19 protein-coding genes and 1 pseudogene are annotated in these 19,256 nt (G+C 70.9%); 14 read left to right on the forward strand and 6 right to left on the reverse strand.

Features of this window, described 5'->3' with window-relative positions:
• Nucleotides 1-435, forward strand: a pseudogene (locus D3105_RS21500) (hypothetical protein); the annotation flags it as partial.
• A 14-nt stretch (nt 436-449) separates the two neighbouring features.
• Here D3105_RS21500 and D3105_RS21505 read toward each other — a convergent pair.
• The 3 genes from D3105_RS21505 to D3105_RS21515 all read right to left on the reverse strand — a co-directional run bounded on the left by D3105_RS21505 (nt 450) and on the right by D3105_RS21515 (nt 3,480).
• Nucleotides 450-722, reverse strand: coding sequence for a hypothetical protein (locus tag D3105_RS21505; RefSeq protein WP_240646982.1), 273 nt, complete (start codon nt 720-722; stop codon nt 450-452).
• Between the two features lie 108 nt (nt 723-830).
• Nucleotides 831-1,514, reverse strand: a complete 684-nt coding sequence (locus D3105_RS21510; RefSeq protein WP_206272835.1) for a hypothetical protein — start codon at nt 1,512-1,514, stop codon at nt 831-833.
• A gap of 142 nt (nt 1,515-1,656) precedes the next feature.
• Nucleotides 1,657-3,480: a bifunctional metallophosphatase/5'-nucleotidase gene (locus D3105_RS21515; protein WP_118904727.1), complete on the reverse strand. Its 1,824-nt coding sequence runs from the start codon at nt 3,478-3,480 to the stop codon at nt 1,657-1,659.
• 241 nt (nt 3,481-3,721) lie between these two features.
• Between D3105_RS21515 and mshD the strand changes: the two genes are divergently transcribed.
• From mshD to pstB, 12 genes are all read left to right on the forward strand, one after another.
• Nucleotides 3,722-4,645, forward strand: coding sequence for a mycothiol synthase (gene mshD, locus D3105_RS21520; RefSeq protein ID WP_118904728.1), 924 nt, complete (start codon nt 3,722-3,724; stop codon nt 4,643-4,645).
• Nucleotides 4,646-5,218: 573 nt separating this feature from the next.
• Complete coding sequence (locus D3105_RS21525) at nt 5,219-5,557, forward strand: MerR family transcriptional regulator (protein WP_118904729.1); 339 nt, start codon at nt 5,219-5,221, stop codon at nt 5,555-5,557.
• A 147-nt stretch (nt 5,558-5,704) separates the two neighbouring features.
• Entirely contained in the window at nt 5,705-6,160 is a 456-nt protein-coding gene (locus D3105_RS21530; protein WP_118904730.1) for a GntR family transcriptional regulator, read from the forward strand.
• Nucleotides 6,157-7,065 (forward strand): ABC transporter ATP-binding protein, encoded by a 909-nt coding sequence (locus D3105_RS21535; protein ID WP_118904731.1) that lies wholly within the window; start codon nt 6,157-6,159, stop codon nt 7,063-7,065. The genes D3105_RS21530 and D3105_RS21535 overlap by 4 nt, the downstream gene beginning before the upstream one ends.
• Complete coding sequence (locus D3105_RS21540) at nt 7,062-8,066, forward strand: ABC transporter permease (protein ID WP_118904732.1); 1,005 nt, start codon at nt 7,062-7,064, stop codon at nt 8,064-8,066. The genes D3105_RS21535 and D3105_RS21540 overlap by 4 nt, the downstream gene beginning before the upstream one ends.
• Nucleotides 8,067-8,350: 284 nt before the next feature.
• Nucleotides 8,351-10,600 (forward strand): RNA degradosome polyphosphate kinase, encoded by a 2,250-nt coding sequence (locus D3105_RS21545; RefSeq protein WP_118904733.1) that lies wholly within the window; start codon nt 8,351-8,353, stop codon nt 10,598-10,600.
• Nucleotides 10,587-11,753 carry a CHAD domain-containing protein gene (locus tag D3105_RS21550; RefSeq protein WP_118904734.1) on the forward strand — a complete coding sequence of 389 codons (1,167 nt, stop codon included), beginning with the start codon at nt 10,587-10,589 and terminating at the stop codon, nt 11,751-11,753. Before D3105_RS21545 ends, D3105_RS21550 begins: the two co-directional genes overlap by 14 nt.
• Nucleotides 11,750-12,175, forward strand: coding sequence for an NUDIX hydrolase (locus tag D3105_RS21555; protein WP_118904735.1), 426 nt, complete (start codon nt 11,750-11,752; stop codon nt 12,173-12,175). The genes D3105_RS21550 and D3105_RS21555 overlap by 4 nt, the downstream gene beginning before the upstream one ends.
• 217 nt (nt 12,176-12,392) lie before the next feature.
• A complete protein-coding gene (gene pstS / locus D3105_RS21560; protein ID WP_118904736.1) occupies nt 12,393-13,526 on the forward strand; it encodes a phosphate ABC transporter substrate-binding protein PstS in 1,134 nt (377 codons plus the stop codon).
• A 102-nt stretch (nt 13,527-13,628) separates the two neighbouring features.
• On the forward strand, nt 13,629-14,630 hold the full coding sequence (gene pstC / locus D3105_RS21565; RefSeq protein WP_118904737.1) for a phosphate ABC transporter permease subunit PstC: 1,002 nt from the start codon (nt 13,629-13,631) through the stop codon (nt 14,628-14,630).
• Nucleotides 14,627-15,709: a phosphate ABC transporter permease PstA gene (gene pstA / locus D3105_RS21570; protein WP_118904738.1), complete on the forward strand. Its 1,083-nt coding sequence runs from the start codon at nt 14,627-14,629 to the stop codon at nt 15,707-15,709. Before pstC ends, pstA begins: the two co-directional genes overlap by 4 nt.
• Before the next feature lie 40 nt (nt 15,710-15,749).
• Nucleotides 15,750-16,526 carry a phosphate ABC transporter ATP-binding protein PstB gene (gene pstB / locus D3105_RS21575; RefSeq protein WP_118904739.1) on the forward strand — a complete coding sequence of 259 codons (777 nt, stop codon included), beginning with the start codon at nt 15,750-15,752 and terminating at the stop codon, nt 16,524-16,526.
• A 131-nt stretch (nt 16,527-16,657) separates the two neighbouring features.
• Here the strand turns inward: pstB and D3105_RS21580 are convergent, their stop codons facing one another.
• Nucleotides 16,658-17,656 (reverse strand): inorganic phosphate transporter, encoded by a 999-nt coding sequence (locus D3105_RS21580; protein WP_118904740.1) that lies wholly within the window; start codon nt 17,654-17,656, stop codon nt 16,658-16,660.
• 5 nt (nt 17,657-17,661) lie between these two features.
• Nucleotides 17,662-18,282 carry a DUF47 domain-containing protein gene (locus D3105_RS21585; protein WP_003968094.1) on the reverse strand — a complete coding sequence of 207 codons (621 nt, stop codon included), beginning with the start codon at nt 18,280-18,282 and terminating at the stop codon, nt 17,662-17,664.
• Between the two features lie 187 nt (nt 18,283-18,469).
• On the opposite strand from D3105_RS21585, the gene D3105_RS21590 reads away from it, so the two are divergent.
• Nucleotides 18,470-18,871, forward strand: coding sequence for a metal-sensitive transcriptional regulator (locus D3105_RS21590; RefSeq protein WP_118904741.1), 402 nt, complete (start codon nt 18,470-18,472; stop codon nt 18,869-18,871).
• 18 nt (nt 18,872-18,889) lie between these two features.
• Here the strand turns inward: D3105_RS21590 and D3105_RS21595 are convergent, their stop codons facing one another.
• Nucleotides 18,890-19,093 carry a hypothetical protein gene (locus tag D3105_RS21595; RefSeq protein ID WP_097874813.1) on the reverse strand — a complete coding sequence of 68 codons (204 nt, stop codon included), beginning with the start codon at nt 19,091-19,093 and terminating at the stop codon, nt 18,890-18,892.
• Between the last annotated feature and the right edge of the window lie 163 nt (nt 19,094-19,256).

A 19,256-nucleotide genomic window follows, 5' to 3' on the forward strand; every position in this document is an offset into this window, starting at 1 on the left:
CGTCCCCTCCCCCAGCCCGGCGCCCTCACCCCGGAGCTCGACCGCGCCGCCACCGCGCTCCTCAGCGATCTACGCCGCCACGCACCCCAGTTCACGCTCTCCGAGGGCGACATCCGCCACCTCGCGCCCGCGGTCGCCACCTGGCTGGAACGCGACGCGCACCCCGACACCATCCGTCGCACGCTCACCGACGACCTGCCGCAGCCCCTCCGCCACCCCGTCAAACTCCTCAAGCACCGGCTGACAGCGCTCCTGCCCCCACCGCTCCCCGGGGCATGTGATCTCGTCGCCCCCGCCCGGCCCCGCGTCGCCGTCACGCCCTTCCAGACCTGCGCCGACTGCGACCGCGCCTTCCGCTCAGCCGACCCCGGGTGCTGCCGCGACTGCCGCGAGACCCGCGCGCACCGGGGCGAGGACGTACGCGCCGCCGCATGATCCGCCGGACTGCTCTAGCGCTGCCGCTCCCGCAGTCGCCGCCGCATGCGCGCAGCGGGGATCGCGAGGGCCAGCAGGACCGGGACTGCGGCGGCGATACCGACCCAGAGGACGAGGGCGAGATAGCCGTAGGCCGCGTTCCTCGTGTCCTGGTCCGCCCGTACGAGGAAGACGACGCTCACCACGAGCGCCACCGCCATGAGGGCCCCCACGACGATCGCGGACCAGGTGAGAAGGCGGGCCCGGCGCCGGTAGGCAGCCGTGATCTCCCCGGGCTGCGGTGGCACGAACCAAGGCCCGCCGGGGGGATGGGGTCGGTGCGGGGGCGGCGGCTGCTGGGCGGACATGGGGCCAGTTCTACGCCGCGCCGTCCCGAAACACCACCCCGTCCCGGGTCACGTCTTGTGGCCGTCCCAGTTCACCGCGCTGAAGCTCCGCACCAGTGCGACCAGCGCCGCGCCCAGCCGCCAGTCCACCTCCGGTGCGTGCAGATGCAGCTTGTCGCCCCGCGACCGGAACTCCAGCGGCATCCGCCCGGCCGCACGCCAACGGATGCGCCGAGGAGCACGCGCGGCCCCGGCCTCGTTCCCCGGGACGCTGTCGAACACCGTGATGAGGACGAGCACCACCATCAGCGGCAGGCACAGCCACCACAGGAACCACCACACGATCCGCCCCTTGTAGCCCACCATCTCGGGGCCGCCGGGCTGGGTCACGGTCCAGCGAGTGCGCAGGCCCCGTCCCCGGAGCGCCTTCTCGCGCACGATCGTGCCGATCAACTCGCCCTGGGGGCCCAGCACCTGGAAGGTGGCGACCCCGCCGCCGGCGGACCGGGTCACCACGGTCGCCAACCGTTCCCGGCGGTGCTCGTCGGTCCACAGCACGAAGGAGCGGACACCGGTCTTGCGGGCCTCCAGGTAGGCGGGGACGCCGCCCGGGGGCAGTTCGCGCTCGGGGCGGGCCACCACGCTGTGCGTCCCCGATCCGTCGAAGAAGTCGATGGTGTCCTCGACCGTCGGCGGCGGGGTGAGGCTCCGGACCTTTCTCCGGCCGCTGTTCATCCTCAGTACGTTGCTCACCCGGGATTCTCCTTGGTGGGTCCGACAACCGGCCGCCTACTTTAAGGGTCAACAAGCTTCGCCAGAGGCTGACAGGAGGACCAACGGGGAGGGGCGACCGGCCCGCAGGCCCGCCGCCCCTCCCCCACACGTCACACGGTGCCTACTGGATGACCGTGATCCGGTCCGTCGCCGGCGGGGCCAGCGGGGCGGTGGCCGTGGAGTGGGCCGCCAGGTAGGCGTTGAACAGGTCCAGGTCGGACGCGCCGACCAGCTTGTTCGTGCCCTGGCCGAGGGCCGGGAAGCCGTCGCCGCCGCCCGCGAGGAACTCGTTCATCGCGACACGGTAGGTGCGCGCCGGGTCGATCGCCTCGCCGTTCAGCTTGATGGTGCCGGCCACCACGCGGTCCGCGCCGCTCTTCGTCAGATCGAGCGTGTAGGTGAGGCCCTTGGAGACCTGGAGGATCTTCGGGCTGGCCTCGTTGGGCCCGCTGACCTGCTGCTGGAGTGCGGAGACCAGCTGGGCGCCCGTGAGGTCGACGACGTTCATCATGTTGGTGAACGGCTGCACGGTGAACGCCTCGCCGTAGGTGACGACCCCGTCGCCCTCACTGCCGGACGCCTTGTGCACCAGGTCCGCGCGGACACCGCCCGGGTTCATGAACGCGACTTCCGCGCCGCCCTTGTCGGCCGGGGCGAGGCCTTCGAGCTGGGCGTCGGCGATGACGTTGCCGAGCGGCTTCTCGGGGGCCGTGGAGCCGCGGCCGTTGATGTCGGCGCTGATCCAGCCCTGCGGCTTGTTCGCGATCGGGGCCGCGAGCTTGTTCCAGCGGTCGATGAGACGGGTCATGTCGGGGGCCTTGGGCTGGTCCCGGGTCACGACGTGGTTCGCGGACTTCACCGACGTACGGACGATGTCCTTGGTGCGGCGGTCGTAGGTCAGCGTGGTGTCCGTGTACAGCTTGCCGAACGACGAGGCCGACGTGACCATGCGCGGCTTGCCGGACGGGTCCGGGACCGTGCACACGTACGCCTGGTGGGTGTGGCCCGTGACCAGGGCGTCCACCTTCGGCGTGATGCCCTTGGCGATGTCGACGATCGGGCCGGAGATGCCGTCGCCCGCGCCGGGGCTGTCGCAGTCGTAGTTGTACGAGGTGGAGGCCGGGGCCCCGCCCTCGTGGATCAGCGCCACGATCGACTTGACGCCCCTGCGGTCCAGCTCGCGGGCGTACTTGTTGATCGTCTCGACCTCGTCGTGGAACTTCAGGCCCTTCACGCCGTTGGCCGTGACGATGTCCGGGGTGCCCTCCAGGGTCACTCCGATGAAGCCGATCTTGACGCCGTTCTTCTTCCAGACGGTGTACGGCTTCAGCAGCGGCTTGCCGGTCTTCTCCTTGGTCACGTTGGCCGCGAGGTAGGGGAAGTCCGCTCCCTTGAACTTCTTGCCCTTCTCGTAACAGCCCTCGACCGGGTGGCAGCCGCCGTTCTGGAGGCGGGCCAGCTCGGTGGCGCCCTCGTCGAACTCGTGGTTGCCGACCGCCGTGACGTCCAGGTCGAGACCGTTCAGCGCCTCGATCGTCGGCTCGTCGTGGAAGAGGCCCGACAGCAGCGGACTCGCGCCGACCATGTCGCCGCCGGCCGCCGTGACGGAGTACGGGTTGCCCTTGCGCGCGGTGCGCAGCGAGGTCGCCAGGTACTCGACGCCACCGGCCGGGATCGCCTTCACCGTGCCGTCGGGCTGCGTCTCGGAGACGTTGCCCGCCGAACCGGCCGGCGGCTCCAGGTTGCCGTGCAGGTCGTTGAACGACAGCAACTGCACGTCGACGGTACGGGGCTTGTGGCCGTGTCCGTGCCCGCCGCCGTGCCCGTGACCCCGGTCATGGGCCCCGGCCGGCATCGCGGCGACGAGCGCGCCCACGGTGGCCAGACCGGCCGCGGCGGCGAGCACCCGCCGGGACGCGCGATTCTTCTGTGGAGTCGCTGACATCGGTCCCCTTGTGTGTCAGTTCAGTGGTGTCAGTACTGCATCCTGCGAGCCGCAGCCTAGAGTCAACGCGCGTAGCGCAACAGGTGTTCGGGGTTACGGACTGGTTGCCATCCGGCCACATGGCTCCATATGGCTCCTTTGCGTGCTGTAGACGGCCCAACTCCCCGCCTCCGGCGCCCCGGCCGCGCACCCGCCCCGCCGCGCCGCCACCGGGCGTGCCCACCGCCGTACGCTCGGAGGCATGACGACTGACGCACCCCTCCCCGCTCCCGGACGCGAGATTCAGGCCCTCGACGCACTCGACCCCGCACAGGCCGAGGCCGTCCTCGCCCTGCTCTCCGAGGCGGCCGCGTCCGACGGCCGGCAGGCGGTCTCCGAGCAGGGCCGGCTCCGGATCCGGGGCGGACACCGCGCCGGCGTACGGCACTTCCTGCTCACCGTCGACGGCGCGCTCTCCGGATACGCCCAGCTGGAGGACACCGACCCGGTCGAGGCCCCGGCCGCCGAGCTGGTCGTCCACCCCGACCGGCGCGGCAACGGACACGGCCGGGCGCTCGGCGCCGCCCTCCTCGCCGCGACCGGCAAGCGACTGCGGGTCTGGGCGCACGGCGGCACCTCCGCGGCCCGCCACCTCGCCCAGGTGCTCGGCCTCTCCCTCTTCCGCGAACTGCGCCAGCTGCGGCGGAGCCTGATCCCGCTCGATCTCGCCGAGCCGGTCCTGCCCGAGGGCGTCACCGTACGGACCTTCGAGCCGGGGCGGGACGACGCCGCCTGGCTCGCCGTGAACCGCGCCGCTTTCGCTCATCACCCGGAGCAGGGATCCCTGACCCAGCAGGACCTGGACGACCGCAAGGCAGAGCCCTGGTTCGACCCGAAGGGCTTCTTCCTGGCCGAGCGGGAGGGGGAGATCGTCGGCTTCCACTGGACGAAGGTGCACGCCGAGGAGCAGGTCGGCGAGGTGTACGTCGTCGGGGTCCTGCCCGAGGCCCAGGGCGGCGGCCTCGGCAAGGCCCTGACCTCGATCGGCCTGCACCACCTGGCCGCCGAGGCGCTGCCCACCGCGATGCTCTACGTGGACGCGGACAACACGGCGGCCGTGACGGTGTACGAGCGCATCGGCTTCACCACGCACGAGGTGGACCTGATGTACCGCACGGAGTCCTGAGGCCTCCCGCCACAACAGCTTCCGGAGCGTCGACGCCTTAGAAGCGCCTCGTCCGACTCGGCAGAAAATCTATCGTGGCGGGAGTAGACATCTACCTATCGGCGGGGTTAACGTTTTCCTCGTAGCCGGAAGACAAGAGAGCGCGGCAGACACGAACTGCCGCGCATGCAGGTCAGAGCAGTAAGCGGAACGGCAGCGGAGCGAGGGAGCCGGAAACGGTGGGTTCCCCCACTGGCTGCCGGGCCGGGCGGCCCCCGGGGCCGCATGCAGTACCGCAACATCCGCAGTACCCGCAGTACCCGCAGTACCGAAAGAGTGAAACCGAACGAGGTAAGGAGCAGACGCCATCAGGATCGCCTGAGCGAGGAGGATTCCGCTCGGGTACCGCAGAGACCCCGGAACGGAAGGTGGTCCCCGGTCACGCATTCGCGATCCCCGCTTCCCCGCCCCCTCGGGCGGACCGGCGGAACAGATGAGCCGGCACAGTCGGCCGGCAGATGGTGTTGAAAGCTCGGGGCCCGAGCACCGCAAGGTGCTCGGGCCCCCCGACGTGTCCCCGAAAGAAGAGGTGCTATGCCCCCTCGCAGTACCCGCCCCACCGACAAGTTCGACGATGACGACTACCCCGCCTACACCATGGGCCGGGCCGCCGAGATGCTCGGCACCACCCCCGCCTTCCTCCGCACGCTCGGCGAGAACCGCCTGATCACCCCGCTGCGCTCCGACGGAGGCCACCGCCGTTACTCCCGCTACCAGCTGCGCATCGCGGCCCGCGCCCGTGAACTGGTCGACCAGGGCACGAAGATCGAGGACGCCTGCCGCATCGTCGTCCTCGAGGACCAGCTGGAAGAGGCACAGCGCATCAACGAGGAGCTGCGGGCCGACCACACCCCGGCCCCGCCGGCCGCGTAATAGCGCGTCCGCGCAAGCGCCCGGGCGCCCGACCGCGCCCGGCCGGCAAGCTCTCCTCCGAACACCTCCCGGGGCGGCGTCACTTGACGCCGCCCCTTCTTTGCATCACCCTTTCACTACTCAATTAGTGAAAGGGTGGTTCTGCGCATGGCAGCAGAGTCCGCAGCGGTCGAGTTCCGTATCGACCGGCGCAGCGGCGTCGCCACCTATCTCCAGATCGTCCAGCAGACGAAGCAGGCCCTGCGCCTGGGCGTGCTCGAACCGGGCGATCGGCTGCCGACCGCCCGCGAGGTGGTGGAAGCCACCGCGATCAACCCGAACACGGTCCTCAAGGCCTACCGGGAGCTGGAGCGCGAAGGCCTCGTCGAGGCCCGCCGGGGGCTCGGCACCTTCGTCCGCCGGACGCTGGGCGGCGCGCCCGACGCGACCGCCGCCGACGCGCCCCTGCGCACCGAACTCGCCGACTGGGCCCGCCGGGCCCGGGCGGCCGGGCTGGAGAAGGACGACGTCGGCGCGCTCTTCACCGCCGTACTGGACAGCACGTACAGCACGAACGGCACCGGCACCGCGGGCCGTTCACACGAGGGGGACCAGGAACGATGACCGGCGTCGCGATCGAGGCACACGGCCTCGGAAGGACCTACGGGCGCAGGGGCGGCGGCCACCGCGCCCTGCACGACTGCTCGTTCCGACTGCCCGCCGGACGCGTCTGCGCCCTCGTCGGGCCCAACGGGGCAGGCAAGTCGACCCTGTTGAACCTGGCCGCGGGTCTGGACCGCCCCGGCGCCGGGTCCCTCGCCGTCCTCGGCTCCACCGATCCCGCCGCCGTACGCGACCGGATCGCCTTCGTCGCCCAGGACAAGCCGCTGTACCCGCAGCTCACCGTCGCGGACACGCTCTGGGCCGGCGCCGAGCTGAACCCCGGGCGCTGGGACCGCGCCACCGCGGACCGGATCGCCGGGGCGCTGCCGCGCACCGCCCGCGTCCGTACGCTCTCCGGCGGGCAGCGCACCCGGCTCGCGCTGGCCCTCGCGCTCGGCAAGCGGCCCGAACTGATGCTGCTGGACGAGCCGATGGCCGACCTCGACCCGCTCGCCCGGCATGAGCTGATGGGCGTCCTGATGGCGGATACCGCCGAGCACGGCACGACGATCGTGATGTCCTCGCACATCCTCACCGAGCTGGAAGGCGCCTGCGACTACCTCCTGTTCGTCGACGGCGGGCGCGTCCGGCTCGGCGGCGAGGCGGAGGACATCGTCGACGCGCACGCCCTGCTCACCGGCCAGGCCCGCGATCTGGCCCCGCACACCGTCGTCGAATCCCGTACGACGGGGCGTCAACTCACGGCACTCATCAGAAAGGAGGGCCCCGTGGACACCGCCGCCTGGGCCGTCACCCAGCCCTCCCTGGAGGAGCTGCTGCTCGCCCATCTGCGCTCCCCGGACGCCCCGCCGCTGCTGACGCCGAGCGCGTCGGCCGGGACGCGGGCGGAGGCGGTGGCGGCATGAGCACGCTGACCCGCCCGAAGACCGACACCGTCGCCACGACGCCCGGCACCCTGCGCGGGCCCGCCCGCGTCCTGCTCCGCATGCACCGCAAGGCCCTGTGGGCGGGGGCCGCCCTGCTGGTCATCGGCATCGGCATCGTCGTCGCGCTCCGTGTCTGGATGGCCTCCGCGAAGGAGCTGTGCGCCGACGGCGACATGACCCCGTGCGGCGGCGACTACCTGCCCAGTTACGCCCGTACGTCCTCCGAGCTCTTCCTGTCCGACGGCGGCACGGTGCTGCTCCTGCTGGCCGGGCTCATCGGGGTCTTCGTCGCCGGACCGCTGATCGCCCGCGAACTGGAGAGCGGCACCTTCCGGCTGGCCTGGGCGCAGTCGGTCTCCCCCGCCCACTGGCTCGCCGCCCGGCTGGCCGTGCCCGCCGCACTGGCGGTCGTCGGGATGGCGGTCCTGATCGCCGTCTACCGCTGGGGGCTCTGGGCGCTCCGCGGGTACCCGTACTCCCACCTGACCCCCTGGTACGCGTCCGGCATCTTCCCCGGCACCGGCCCCGCCCTCCTCGGCTTCACGCTGCTGGCCGTGGCGGTGGGCGCGCTGTGCGCGGTGCTCGTCCGCCGCACGCTGCTGTCCATGTCCCTCACCGCTCTCGCCCTCGGGACGGTCGCCCTCGGCCTGGGCAAGAGGCGTTACGAGCTGTGGCCGACCGGCTTCCGGCAGAGCCCCGGCCCCGTGGAGCTCAACTCCGGCGACTGGGTCGTCGACATGGGCAGGCTGACGGAGTCGGGCCGGAAGCTGTACTGGGAGGACTGCTACGACTACGCCGCCGACCCCCTGCAGGACATCGATGCCTGTTGGCGCGATCTGGGAGCCACCGCCCATTTCTCCGAGGTCCACCCCGCCTCCCACTACTGGCCCCTCCAGCTCGTCGAGACCGGCATCCTCCTGGCCCTGGCGGCCCTCGCCGTGTTCGCCGCCTTCCGGGTCCTGCGCCGCCTCCACGGCTGAGCGCGGACCCGGGGAGACCCGTCGTCCGGGCCCCACGAGGGGTGGGCCCGGACGACGAACACGTACAGTGACCGTCGGGGCCCACCCGCAGGCACACCGCTTCCTGTACGTCATGTCGCCGTTACCGGCCATTCAGACGCCCTTGCGACCCTCACGGGATGCAGCCAGCTGTGCCCGCCCCCCGCCGCAACGGGAGAGCCCGTGACCCGGGGTTTCCCGGGCCTTCCGCGATCTTTCCGGGCTCCGACGCGCCTGAGGAGCACTCCGCGCGGAACAATAGGTCCATGAGCCAGCAGCCCAGCTCCGAGGTCCCCGTCCAGCCCGCCGCCCAGCCGTCCGTCGGCTCGCTCGCCGCGCACCGGCCGCACGCCACCCCGGCGGCGGGCGGGGTCAGCTTCTCCACCGCCGCCGACCTGGATCCCGACCTCGACGCCGACGCGGACGCCTACGAGCCCGACCGGGACGGCGACGAGCTGCCCCAGGGGCGTTTCCTCGACCGCGAACGCAGCTGGCTCGCGTTCAACGAACGGGTCCTGGAGCTGGCCGAGGACCCGGCCACGCCCATCCTGGAGCGGGCCAACTTCCTCGCCATCTTCGCCTCGAACCTGGACGAGTTCTTCATGGTCCGGGTGGCCGGCCTCAAGCGCCGCATCGCCACCGGCGTCGCCACCCGCTCCGCCTCCGGCCTCCAGCCCCGCGAGGTCCTGGACCTCATCTGGACCCGCTCGCGCGAGCTCATGGCCCGGCACGCCGCCTGCTTCCAGCAGGACATCGCCCCCGACCTGTCCGACGAGGGCATCCAGCTGATCCGCTGGCCGGACCTGACCGAGAAGGAGCAGGCCCGCCTGTTCACCTTCTTCCGGCAGCGCGTCTTCCCGGTCCTGACCCCGCTGGCCGTCGACCCCGCGCACCCCTTCCCGTACATCTCCGGGCTCTCGCTCAACCTCGCCGTCGTCGTCCGCAACCCGGTCAGCGGCCACCGCCACTTCGCCCGGGTCAAGGTCCCGCCGCTGCTGACCCGCTTCCTGGAGGCGTCCCCGCAGCGGTACGTCCCCATCGAGGACGTCATCGCGGCGCACCTGGAGGAGCTGTTCCCGGGGATGGAGGTGCTGGCGCACCACATGTTCCGGGTCACCAGGAACGAGGACCTGGAGGTCGAGGAGGACGACGCGGAGAACCTGCTCCAGGCCCTGGAGAAGGAGCTCATGCGCCGCCGCTTCGGCCCGCCGGTCCGGCTTGAGGTCGAGGAGTCCATCGACCCCTACGTGCTGGACCTGCTGGTCCGCGAACTGAAGGTGTCCGACGCGGAGGTCTACCCGCTGCCCGGCCCCCTCGACCTGACCGGGCTGTTCGCGATCGCCTCGCTGGACCGGCCCGAGCTGAAGTACCCGAAGTTCGTCGCGGGCACCCACCGGGACCTGGCCGAGGTGGAGTCCGCGTCCGCGCCCGACATCTTCGCCGCCCTGCGCGAACGGGACGTGCTGCTCCACCACCCGTACGACTCGTTCTCCACCTCCGTCCAGGCGTTCCTGGAGCAGGCGGCGGGCGACCCGGACGTGCTGGCCATCAAGCAGACCCTGTACCGCACCTCCGGCGACTCCCCGATAGTGGACGCCCTGATCGACGCCGCCGAGTCCGGCAAGCAGGTCCTCGTCCTCGTCGAGATCAAGGCCCGCTTCGACGAGCAGGCCAACATCAAGTGGGCCCGGAAGCTGGAGGAGGCGGGCTGCCATGTCGTCTACGGCCTCGTCGGGCTGAAGACCCACTGCAAGCTCTCGCTCGTCGTCCGCCAGGAGGGCGACACCCTGCGCCGCTACTCCCACGTCGGCACGGGCAACTACCACCCCAAGACGGCCCGGCTGTACGAGGACCTCGGCCTGCTCACGGCGGACCCGCAGGTCGGGGCGGACCTCTCCGACCTGTTCAACCGGCTCTCCGGCTACTCCCGCCGCGAGACCTACCGCCGCCTCCTGGTCGCCCCGAAGTCCCTGCGCGACGGGCTGATCGCCCGCATCAACAAGGAGATCTCCCACCACCGGGCCGGCCGCCCCGCCTACGTCCGGTTCAAGGTCAACTCGATGGTCGACGAAGCGATCATCGACGCCTGCTACCGGGCGGCCCAGGCGGGCGTCCCCGTCGACATCTGGGTGCGCGGGATCTGCGCGATCCGCCCCGGGGTCGCCGGGCTCTCCGAGAACATCCGGGTCCGCTCCATACTCGGCCGCTTCCTCGAACACTCCCGGATCTTCGCCTTCGGCAACGGCGGCGAGCCCGAGGTGTGGTTCGGCAGCGCCGACATGATGCACCGCAACCTCGACCGCCGGATCGAAGCCCTGGTCCGGGTCACCGACCCCGCCCACCGCGCCGCACTCAGCCGACTCCTGGAGACCGGTATGGCCGACACCACCTCCTCCTGGCACCTGGGCCCCGACGGGAACTGGACCCGGCACGCCACGGACGCGGACGGCCAGCCGCTGCGGCACGTCCAGGAAATGCTCATCGACGCCCGGAGGCGCAGGCGTGCGACGCCCTGACCAGCAGACGACGACCCGGCCCACGACGGATCCCGCCCCGGGGGCCGGCGCCGACGCCACGGTGGACGCGCCGCCGGACGGGGCCACGGGAGCGGGGCGCCCCGCCGGATCCGGGCTCACCGGACCCGGGCCTTCCGGAACCGGCCCCGCCGCAGCCCGCGCCGCAGAAGGCCACCCCGCCGGGGACCTGACCACGGAGGCGGTCCTCGCGCCCTACCTCCGCGGGCAGGCCGCCGACTTCCTGCGCAGCCTGCGCCTGCACCACGAGCACAGCGCCCCCGCCGAGTCCGGCGGCCACGACGCCGCGGCGGCCACCCGCGCACTGCGCCGCGCGGCCCGCCGGATCAGCGGCTCCCTGCACACCTTCCGGGCCGCCCTCGACCCGCACTGGGCCGACCAGCTCCGCGCCGAGCTGGCCTGGCTCTCCGGCGTACTCGCCCGCGAACACGCCTACGCGAACCGCCTCACCCGGCTCGTCGAGGCCCTGCACCAGCTCTCCGGCCCCGCCCTCCCCGCCGCCCGGGGGGCCAGGGCCGCCGGGGAATCCGCCGCGTCCGACGCCCAGGGCCGCGCCGCCCTCGGGGTCGGGGCCGCGCGCGCCGGGGCGCTGCTGGAACGCCGCCTCACCCTCGCCCGGACCCGGTCGCACTCCGCGGCTCTCCAGGCGCTCGGCTCCTCCCGGTTCCACGCGGTCGCCGACGCCGTCGCGCTCCTGGCCTCCGACGTCCCGCTGGCCCCCGGCACCACGGGCCGGACCGCCGAGGCCCTCCTGGAGCCCGCCGAACGCGCCGAGCAACGCCTCCTCGCCGCGGTGGCCGCCCTCCCGCCCGCCGACACCGAGCCGTACAACGAGGCGCAGGACGCGGCGTGGCACCAGGCCCGGCTGCTGCTGCGGCTCCACCGGTACGCCCACGAGGTCGTCCTCGGCGCCGCCGCCCCGTCCCTCGCCTCCTGCGGGCACGCCCTCGACCTGCACCGGGACGCGGTGGAGGCGGCCGCGGCGGCGGCAGCGGCGGCCCGCACCCCCCGGATCGCCCCGGCCACGGCGTACGCGCTGGGCGTGCTCCACGCGGACCAGCGCCACGAGGTGGAGGCGGCGCGGGCGGTGTTCCGCGAGACCTGGCCGTACGCCACGGCCCTGACGGCGCCATGAGCGGGGGCCCCCACGGTCCCGTGATCCGCGCCGCGGGATGCGTACTGTGGCGGCGCGCCCCGGGCGGCGGCAGCGTGGAGGTGTGCCTGGTCCACCGCCCGAAGTACGGCGACTTCTCCTTCCCGAAGGGCAAGCTCAAGCGCGACGAGGAGCCGCTGGCCGCCGCCGTACGGGAGGTGCTGGAGGAGACCGGGCACCACTGCGCCCCGGGCACCCGCCTCCCCACCTCGCGTTACGTGGTGGACGGCCGCCCCAAGGTCGTCGACTACTGGGCGGCCGAGGCGACCGGCGGCACGTTCACAGCCAACGACGAGGTGGACCGCATCCTGTGGCTGGCCCCCGACGCCGCCCGCGCCCGGCTCACCCAGCCCCGGGACGTCCGGCAGCTGACCGCGTTCCTGGACGCACTGCCCAGACCCTGACAACGGCCTGACCACGGGCCATGACCACCGCCCCGACCCCGCACCCGCCTGCCCAACACGGTTCACCTGCCGTTCACTCTCCCCCGTCGGCGGCTTCACCTGTTCTGCCTAATTTCGGACGTACAAGGTGCGCGGCGACAAGCCACAGCACCCCTCCTCATCGCACGCCGTCGTAGAACGAAACGACCACGGCGGCTCCTGGAAGGAACACCCGAAAGTGAAGCTTCAGCGCAAGAACCGGCTTCGTGCCACCGCGCTCGGTGCCCTCGCCGTCTCCGGCGCCCTGGTCCTCACGGCGTGCGGTTCGGACGACAACACGGGCGGCGCCACCGGCACCGGCGAGAAGACGACCGCCGCGTCGAACGTCGACTGCGGCAAGGCCAAGGGGCAGCTGCGGGCTTCGGGCTCCAGCGCGCAGAAGAACGCGATGGACCTCTGGGTCAAGAACTACATGGCCGCCTGTTCCGGTGTGGAGATCAACTACAACTCGTCCTCCTCCGGCGAGGGCATCGTCGCCTTCAACCAGGGCACCGTCGGCTTCGCCGGCTCCGACTCGGCGCTGAAGCCCGAGGAGGTCGCCGACTCCAAGAAGATGTGCAAGACCGGCCAGGGCATCAACCTGCCGATGGTCGGCGGCCCGGTCGCGATCGGCTTCAAGCTGGAGGGTGTCGACAAGCTCACGCTGGACGCCCCGACCCTCGCCAAGATCTTCGACAGCAAGATCAAGAAGTGGAACGACCCGGCGATCGCCAAGCTGAACGACGGCGTCGACCTCCCGGACAAGGCCATCCAGGCCTTCCACCGCTCCGAGGACTCCGGCACCACGCAGAACCTCGGCAAGTACCTCGGCGCCGCGGCTCCCGACGACTGGAAGTACGAGGCCGAGAAGAAGTGGCCGGCCCCCGGTGGCCAGGCCGCGTCCGGCTCCTCCGGCGTCGCCGCCCAGGTGAAGCAGGTCGACGGCGCGATCGGCTACTTCGAGCTCTCCTACGCCAAGTCCCAGTCGATCCCGACCGTGGACATCAACACCGGCGGTGCCGCCCCGGTCCAGGCCACCTCGGAGAACGCCTCCAAGGCCATCGCCGCCGCCAAGATCAAGGGCACCGGCAAGGACCTGGCGCTCGACCTCGACTACACCACCAAGGCCGAGGGCGCCTACCCGCTGGTCCTCGTGACGTACGAGGTCGTCTGCGACAGCGGCAACAAGCCCGAGACGCTCGACACCGTCAAGTCCTTCCTCTCCTACGCCGCCTCCGACGACGGCCAGAAGATCCTGACCGACGCCGGCTACGCCCCGATCCCGGCCGAGATCAACGCCAAGGTCCGCGAGACCATCGGCTCCCTCTCGTAACACCCCGGGGCGGCCGGGTCCCCACCCGGACCCGGCCGCCCCGACCATCCGGTGCACCGCCGCCAGGGGAGCCACGGCTCCCCCACACAGACCGGAAAGACCATGGCTTCCACCACACCCATAGACATGCCACCGGCCCCGCCGGCTCCGCCCGAACGGGCCGGGCGCCCCAAGTCCACCGGGCGCGCGGGCGACAAGATCTTCCTGGGCCTCTCCCGCGGCTCGGGCATCCTGCTGCTCGTGATCATGGCGTCGATCGCCGTGTTCCTCACCTACCGCTCGGTGCTCGCCATCTCGAAGGACGAGGGCAACTTCCTCACCACCTTCGACTGGAACCCGGCCGGGGACCCCCCGGTCTTCGGCATCGCGGTCCTGCTCTTCGGCACGGTCGTCAGCTCGATCATCGCGATGCTCATCGCGGTTCCGATCGCTGTCGGCATCGCCCTGTTCATCTCGCACTACGCGCCGCGCAAGCTGGCCGCCCCGATCGCGTACGTGGTCGACCTGCTCGCCGCAGTGCCCAGCATCGTCTACGGCATCTGGGGCGCCCTCGTCCTCGTGCCGTATCTGGAGGGCCTCAACCTCTGGCTCGACCAGTTCTTCGGCTGGACGTACATCTTCGAGAAGACCGAGGTCGGCGTCGCCCGCTCGCTCTTCACCGTCGGCATCCTGCTCGCGATCATGATCCTGCCGATCGTGACCAGCGTCAGCCGCGAGGTCTTCCTCCAGGTCCCGAAGATGAACGAGGAGGCCGCGCTCGCGCTCGGCGCCACCCGCTGGGAGGTCATCCGCCTCTCCGTGCTGCCCTTCGGCCGCTCCGGCATCATCTCCGCCTCGATGCTGGGCCTCGGCCGCGCACTCGGCGAGACGATGGCCGTCGCCACGGTCCTCTCCCCGAACTTCCTCATCTCGCTGCACCTGCTCAACCCGGGCGGCGGCACGTTCGCCCAGAACATCGCGGCCAAGTTCGGCGAGGCCGACGCGTTCGGGCGGGACGCCCTGATCGCCTCCGGTCTCGTCCTCTTCGTCCTCACCCTGCTGGTCAACGGCGCGGCCCGGCTCATCATCGCCCGCCGCAAGGAGTACTCGGGGGCCAACGCATGAGCCACGCACCCACCGGCGTCATGGAACGCCCGTCGCCCGCCTCGTCCTCCCCGGGGAACAGCCTCGGCAGCCGCTCCCTGCCCCGCCTCGCGCCGCTCGGCTTCGCCGTCGTCTCGATCGCGCTCGGCGTCGGCATCTCGCTGGCCGCCGGCTGGGAGAGCCGCATCCAGTGGGGCCTGATCTCGGCCCTGTTCTTCCTGGCCATCTCCTACGTCGCCACGACGGTCGTCGAGAACCAGCGCCAGGCCAAGGACCGCCTCGCCACCAGCGTGATGTGGGTCTGCTTCCTGATCGCCGTCGTCCCGCTCGCCTCGCTGCTCTGGACGACGATCGTCCGCGGCGCGGAGCGCCTCGACGGCTACTTCCTCACCCACTCGATGGCCGGTGTGCTCGGCTCCGAGGCCAGCGGCGGCGTCTACCACGCGCTGATCGGCACCCTGGAGCAGGTCGGCATCGCCACGGTGATCTCCGCCCCGCTCGGCCTGCTGACCGCCGTCTACCTCGTCGAGTACGGCAAGGGCGCGCTGGCCCGGGCCGTCACCTTCTTCGTCGACGTGATGACGGGCATCCCGTCCATCGTGGCCGGTCTCTTCATCCTGTCGATCATGCTGATCGCCAACCTGGAGCCGTCCGGCCTGATGGGCGCGCTCGCCCTGACGATCCTGATGATCCCCGTCGTGGTCCGCTCCACCGAGGAGATGCTCAAGCTCGTCCCCAACGAGCTGCGCGAGGCCTCCCTCGCCCTCGGCATCCCGAAGTGGCGCACCATCCTCAAGGTGGTCCTGCCGACCGCGATCGGCGGCATCACCACGGGCGTCATGCTCGCCATCGCCCGTATCGCCGGTGAGACGGCCCCGATCATCCTCCTGGTCTTCGGCAGCCAGCTGATCAACACGAACCCCTTCGAAGGCGCCCAGTCCTCGCTGCCGTTCTACATCTACGAGCAGTACAAGATCGGCGAGGCCGCGTCCTACGACCGCGCCTGGGCAGCGGCCCTGGTGCTGATCGCCTTCGTCATGATCCTCAACCTCGTGGCCCGCGGCATCGCCCGCTGGAAGGCCCCGAAGACCGGTCGCTGACGCGGCCATCAGCGACCTCCCGAAAGAAGCAGTGATTCCCATGGCCAAGCGCATCGACATCAGCGGCCTCACCGCCTACTACGGCAGCCACAAGGCCATCGAGGACATCTCGATGACCGTGGAGCCCCGCTCCGTGACGGCCTTCATCGGCCCGTCCGGCTGCGGCAAGTCCACCTTCCTGCGCACCCTGAACCGGATGCACGAGGTCACCCCCGGCGGCCGCGTCGAGGGCAAGGTGCTGCTGGACGACGAGAACCTCTACGCCTCCAACGTCGACCCGGTCACCGTGCGCCGCACGGTCGGCATGGTCTTCCAGCGCCCCAACCCCTTCCCCACCATGTCGATCTTCGACAACGTGGCGGCGGGCCTCCGGCTGAACGGCAGCTACCGCAAGAGCGAGCTGAACGACGTCGTCGAGAAGTCCCTGCGCGGCGCGAACCTCTGGAACGAGGTCAAGGACCGGCTGGGCAAGCCCGGCTCCGGCCTCTCCGGCGGCCAGCAGCAGCGTCTGTGCATCGCCCGCGCCATCGCGGTCGAGCCGCAGGTCCTGCTGATGGACGAGCCGTGCTCGGCGCTCGACCCGATCTCGACCCTCGCCATTGAGGACCTGATCGGCGAGCTGAAGGAGCGCTTCACGATCGTCATCGTGACGCACAACATGCAGCAGGCGGCCCGCGTCTCGGACCGCACCGCGTTCTTCAACCTCTCGGCGGTCGGCAAGCCCGGTCGGCTCATCGAGATCGACGAGACCGAGCGGATCTTCTCCAACCCGTCGGTCCAGGCCACGGAGGACTACATCTCCGGCCGCTTCGGCTGAGCCCACCGGGCTCCACGCCCCGATACGGCCTTGCGGTGCTGCATGGCGGTGCCACCACAAGGCGAAAGGGTCCGCCCCCGTACTCGTACGAGTACGGGGGCGGACCCACACGTGTAACCACCCGGAACCGATCAGCCGAAGAGCAGCAGGACGGCCCCGTAACTCAGCGCGGCGACCAGGGCCGCGGCGGGCATGGTGATGAACCAGCCCAGGATGATGTTCTTCGCGACGCCCCAGCGCACGGCGTTCACGCGCTTGGTGGCACCGACGCCCATGATCGCGGAGGTGATGACGTGCGTGGTCGAGATCGGCGCGTGGAAGAGGAACGCCGAACCGAACATGATCGAGGCGCCGGTGGTCTCCGCCGCGAAGCCCTGCGGCGGGTCCAGCTCGATGATCTTGCGGCCGAGGGTCCGCATGATGCGCCAGCCGCCCGCGTACGTACCCAGCGAGAGCATCACCGCACAGGCGATCTTGACCCAGACCGGGATCTCGTCGTTCGGGCCCTCGATGTCGGCGATGACCAGGGCCATCACCACGATGCCCATCGTCTTCTGCGCGTCCTGGAGACCGTGGCCGAGCGCCATGCCCGCCGCCGAGACCGTCTGGGCGATCCGGAAGCCGCGCTTGGCCTTGTGCGGGTTGGCGTTCCGGAACATCCACATGATGCCGACCATCACCAGATAGCCGACGATCAGGCCGACGAACGGCGAGATGAACATCGGGATGACGATCTTCTCCAGCACGCCGGTCCAGATGACGTCCGTGCCGCCGGCCAGCGCCGCCCCGACCATGCCGCCGAACAGGGCGTGCGAGGACGAGGAGGGGAGGCCGTAGTACCAGGTGATCAGGTTCCAGATGATCGCGCCGACCAGCGCCGCGAACAGAATCCCCATGCCCTTCTGCCCGACGGGCGTGGCGATGAGGCCTTCGCTGACGGTCTTGGCGACCCCCTGGCCCAGGAAGGCGCCGGCCAGGTTCATCACCGCCGCCATCGCCAGAGCCGCACGCGGGGTCAGCGCCCGGGTGGAGACCGAGGTGGCGATGGCGTTCGCGGAGTCGTGGAAGCCGTTCGTATACGTGAAGCCGAGCGCGACCCCGATGGTCACGACCAGCGCAAAGGTGTCCACGAGGTTCAGGACTCCTTGACCGCGATGGTCTCCACGGTGTTCGCGACGTGCTCGAACGCGTCAGCCGCCTCTTCCAGCACATCCACGATCTGCTTGAGCTTCAGCACCTCCATGGCGTCGTACTTGCCGTTGAAGAGGTGGGCCAGCAGCTTGCGGTGGATCTGGTCGGCCTGGTTCTCCAGCCGGTTGACCTCGATCCAGTACTCCGTGAGGTTGTCCATGGTCCGCAGCCCCGGCATGGCCTCGGCGGTCAGTTCCGCCGCCCGGGCCAGCACCTCGATCTGCTGCTCGACGCCCTTGGGGAGCTCCTGGACCTGGTAGAGGACGACCAGGTCGACGGCCTCCTCCATGAAGTCCATGATGTCGTCGAGCGAGGACGCCAGGTTGTAGATGTCCTCGCGGTCGAACGGCGTGATGAAGGAGGAGTTCAGCTGGTGGAAGATCGCGTGGGTCGCATCGTCCCCCGCGTGCTCCGCTGCCCGCATACGCTCCGCGATCTCGACTCGGGAGGCAGAATCCGCCCCGAGCAGTTCCATCAGGAGTTTCGAGCCCGTGACAATGTTGTCCGCGGAGGCGGAGAACATGTCGTAGAAGCTCGTCTCCCTGGGGGTCAGACGAAAGCGCACGTGGGGTCCTCGGGGTGCTTTGGATTCGGTCAGGCTGATGCTAGGCGCATCATCCGGCCACGGCTAACCGGCGTTCTTCAGTGTCGCCCATCGGACACGGCGATCAGCACGGACCCCCGGTCACGTTTCGGCAGGATTCGTTACCATATACCCGGCAGGGGTATATCAGGACAACGGGAGGACGCAGATGACCACGACCGGAACCGGGGCCGGGGCCGGAATCACGGGGGCGGAAGCGGCAGACGTGGCCGCTCCGGACCCGGCGGCGACCGCACCTGTGGACATCGTCACGGACCATGACCGCGGCATCCACGGCTACCACCACCAGAAGGACGAGCACCTCAAACGCCTGCGCCGGATCGAGGGCCAGATCCGCGGCCTGCAGCGCATGGTCGACGAGGACGTCTACTGCATCGACATACTCACCCAGGTGTCGGCGTCCACGAAGGCCCTGCAGTCCTTCGCCCTCCAGCTGCTGGAGGAGCACCTGCGCCACTGCGTCGCCGACGCGGCCGTCAAGGGCGGCGAGGAGATCGACGCCAAGGTCGAGGAGGCCACGAAGGCGATCGCCCGGCTGCTCCGCACGTGATGCGCGGTCGCGCGGGCGTCACCCCCGGCGGGCGGCCTGCCGGGGGACCGTCGCCCAGGACTCCGCACCCCGGACGTCGAGCACTTCGTCGATACGGTCGGGACTGAGGCGTTCCTCGTCCGCGGCCGACGCGGCGATCATCAGCTCGCCGCACAGCTCGATCTCGGCGAGGGCCACACAGTCCTGAGCGTTCGGAGCGCTGAGCGTCACCACGTGCGTCACCTCTCTCTGCCGTCCTCCCGGCCGTCACCGGCCTCTGGCAACACCGACATCCCAGCCTAGGGAGCGCGATACGTGCCGCGCATGGCACGGACGGACCATTTTGAGCCCCCTCCCAACCGGCCCCACCACCCGGCCCGTCCCGGTGCCCGCATCTCCCCCGCCC

Origin of the sequence: Streptomyces globisporus, from assembly GCF_003501885.1 — a bacterium.
Classification (GTDB): Bacteria; Actinomycetota; Actinomycetes; order Streptomycetales; family Streptomycetaceae; genus Streptomyces; species Streptomyces globisporus_D.

Excerpts from the sequence above, each read along its gene's own strand:
- D3105_RS21530 (WP_118904730.1), top strand. The coding sequence starts at position 5,705 with ATGGCAGCAGAGTCCGCAGCGGTCGAGTTCCGTATCGACCGGCGCAGC.
- D3105_RS21535 (WP_118904731.1), top strand. The coding sequence starts at position 6,157 with ATGACCGGCGTCGCGATCGAGGCACACGGCCTCGGAAGGACCTACGGG.
- pstA (WP_118904738.1), top strand. The coding sequence starts at position 14,627 with ATGAGCCACGCACCCACCGGCGTCATGGAACGCCCGTCGCCCGCCTCG.
- D3105_RS21590 (WP_118904741.1), top strand. The coding sequence starts at position 18,470 with ATGACCACGACCGGAACCGGGGCCGGGGCCGGAATCACGGGGGCGGAA.
- D3105_RS21545 (WP_118904733.1), top strand. The coding sequence starts at position 8,351 with ATGAGCCAGCAGCCCAGCTCCGAGGTCCCCGTCCAGCCCGCCGCCCAG.
- D3105_RS21540 (WP_118904732.1), top strand. The coding sequence starts at position 7,062 with ATGAGCACGCTGACCCGCCCGAAGACCGACACCGTCGCCACGACGCCC.
- D3105_RS21525 (WP_118904729.1), top strand. The coding sequence starts at position 5,219 with ATGCCCCCTCGCAGTACCCGCCCCACCGACAAGTTCGACGATGACGAC.
- pstC (WP_118904737.1), top strand. The coding sequence starts at position 13,629 with ATGGCTTCCACCACACCCATAGACATGCCACCGGCCCCGCCGGCTCCG.
- D3105_RS21515 (WP_118904727.1), bottom strand. The coding sequence starts at position 3,480 with ATGTCAGCGACTCCACAGAAGAATCGCGCGTCCCGGCGGGTGCTCGCC.
- mshD (WP_118904728.1), top strand. The coding sequence starts at position 3,722 with ATGACGACTGACGCACCCCTCCCCGCTCCCGGACGCGAGATTCAGGCC.
- D3105_RS21555 (WP_118904735.1), top strand. The coding sequence starts at position 11,750 with ATGAGCGGGGGCCCCCACGGTCCCGTGATCCGCGCCGCGGGATGCGTA.
- pstB (WP_118904739.1), top strand. The coding sequence starts at position 15,750 with ATGGCCAAGCGCATCGACATCAGCGGCCTCACCGCCTACTACGGCAGC.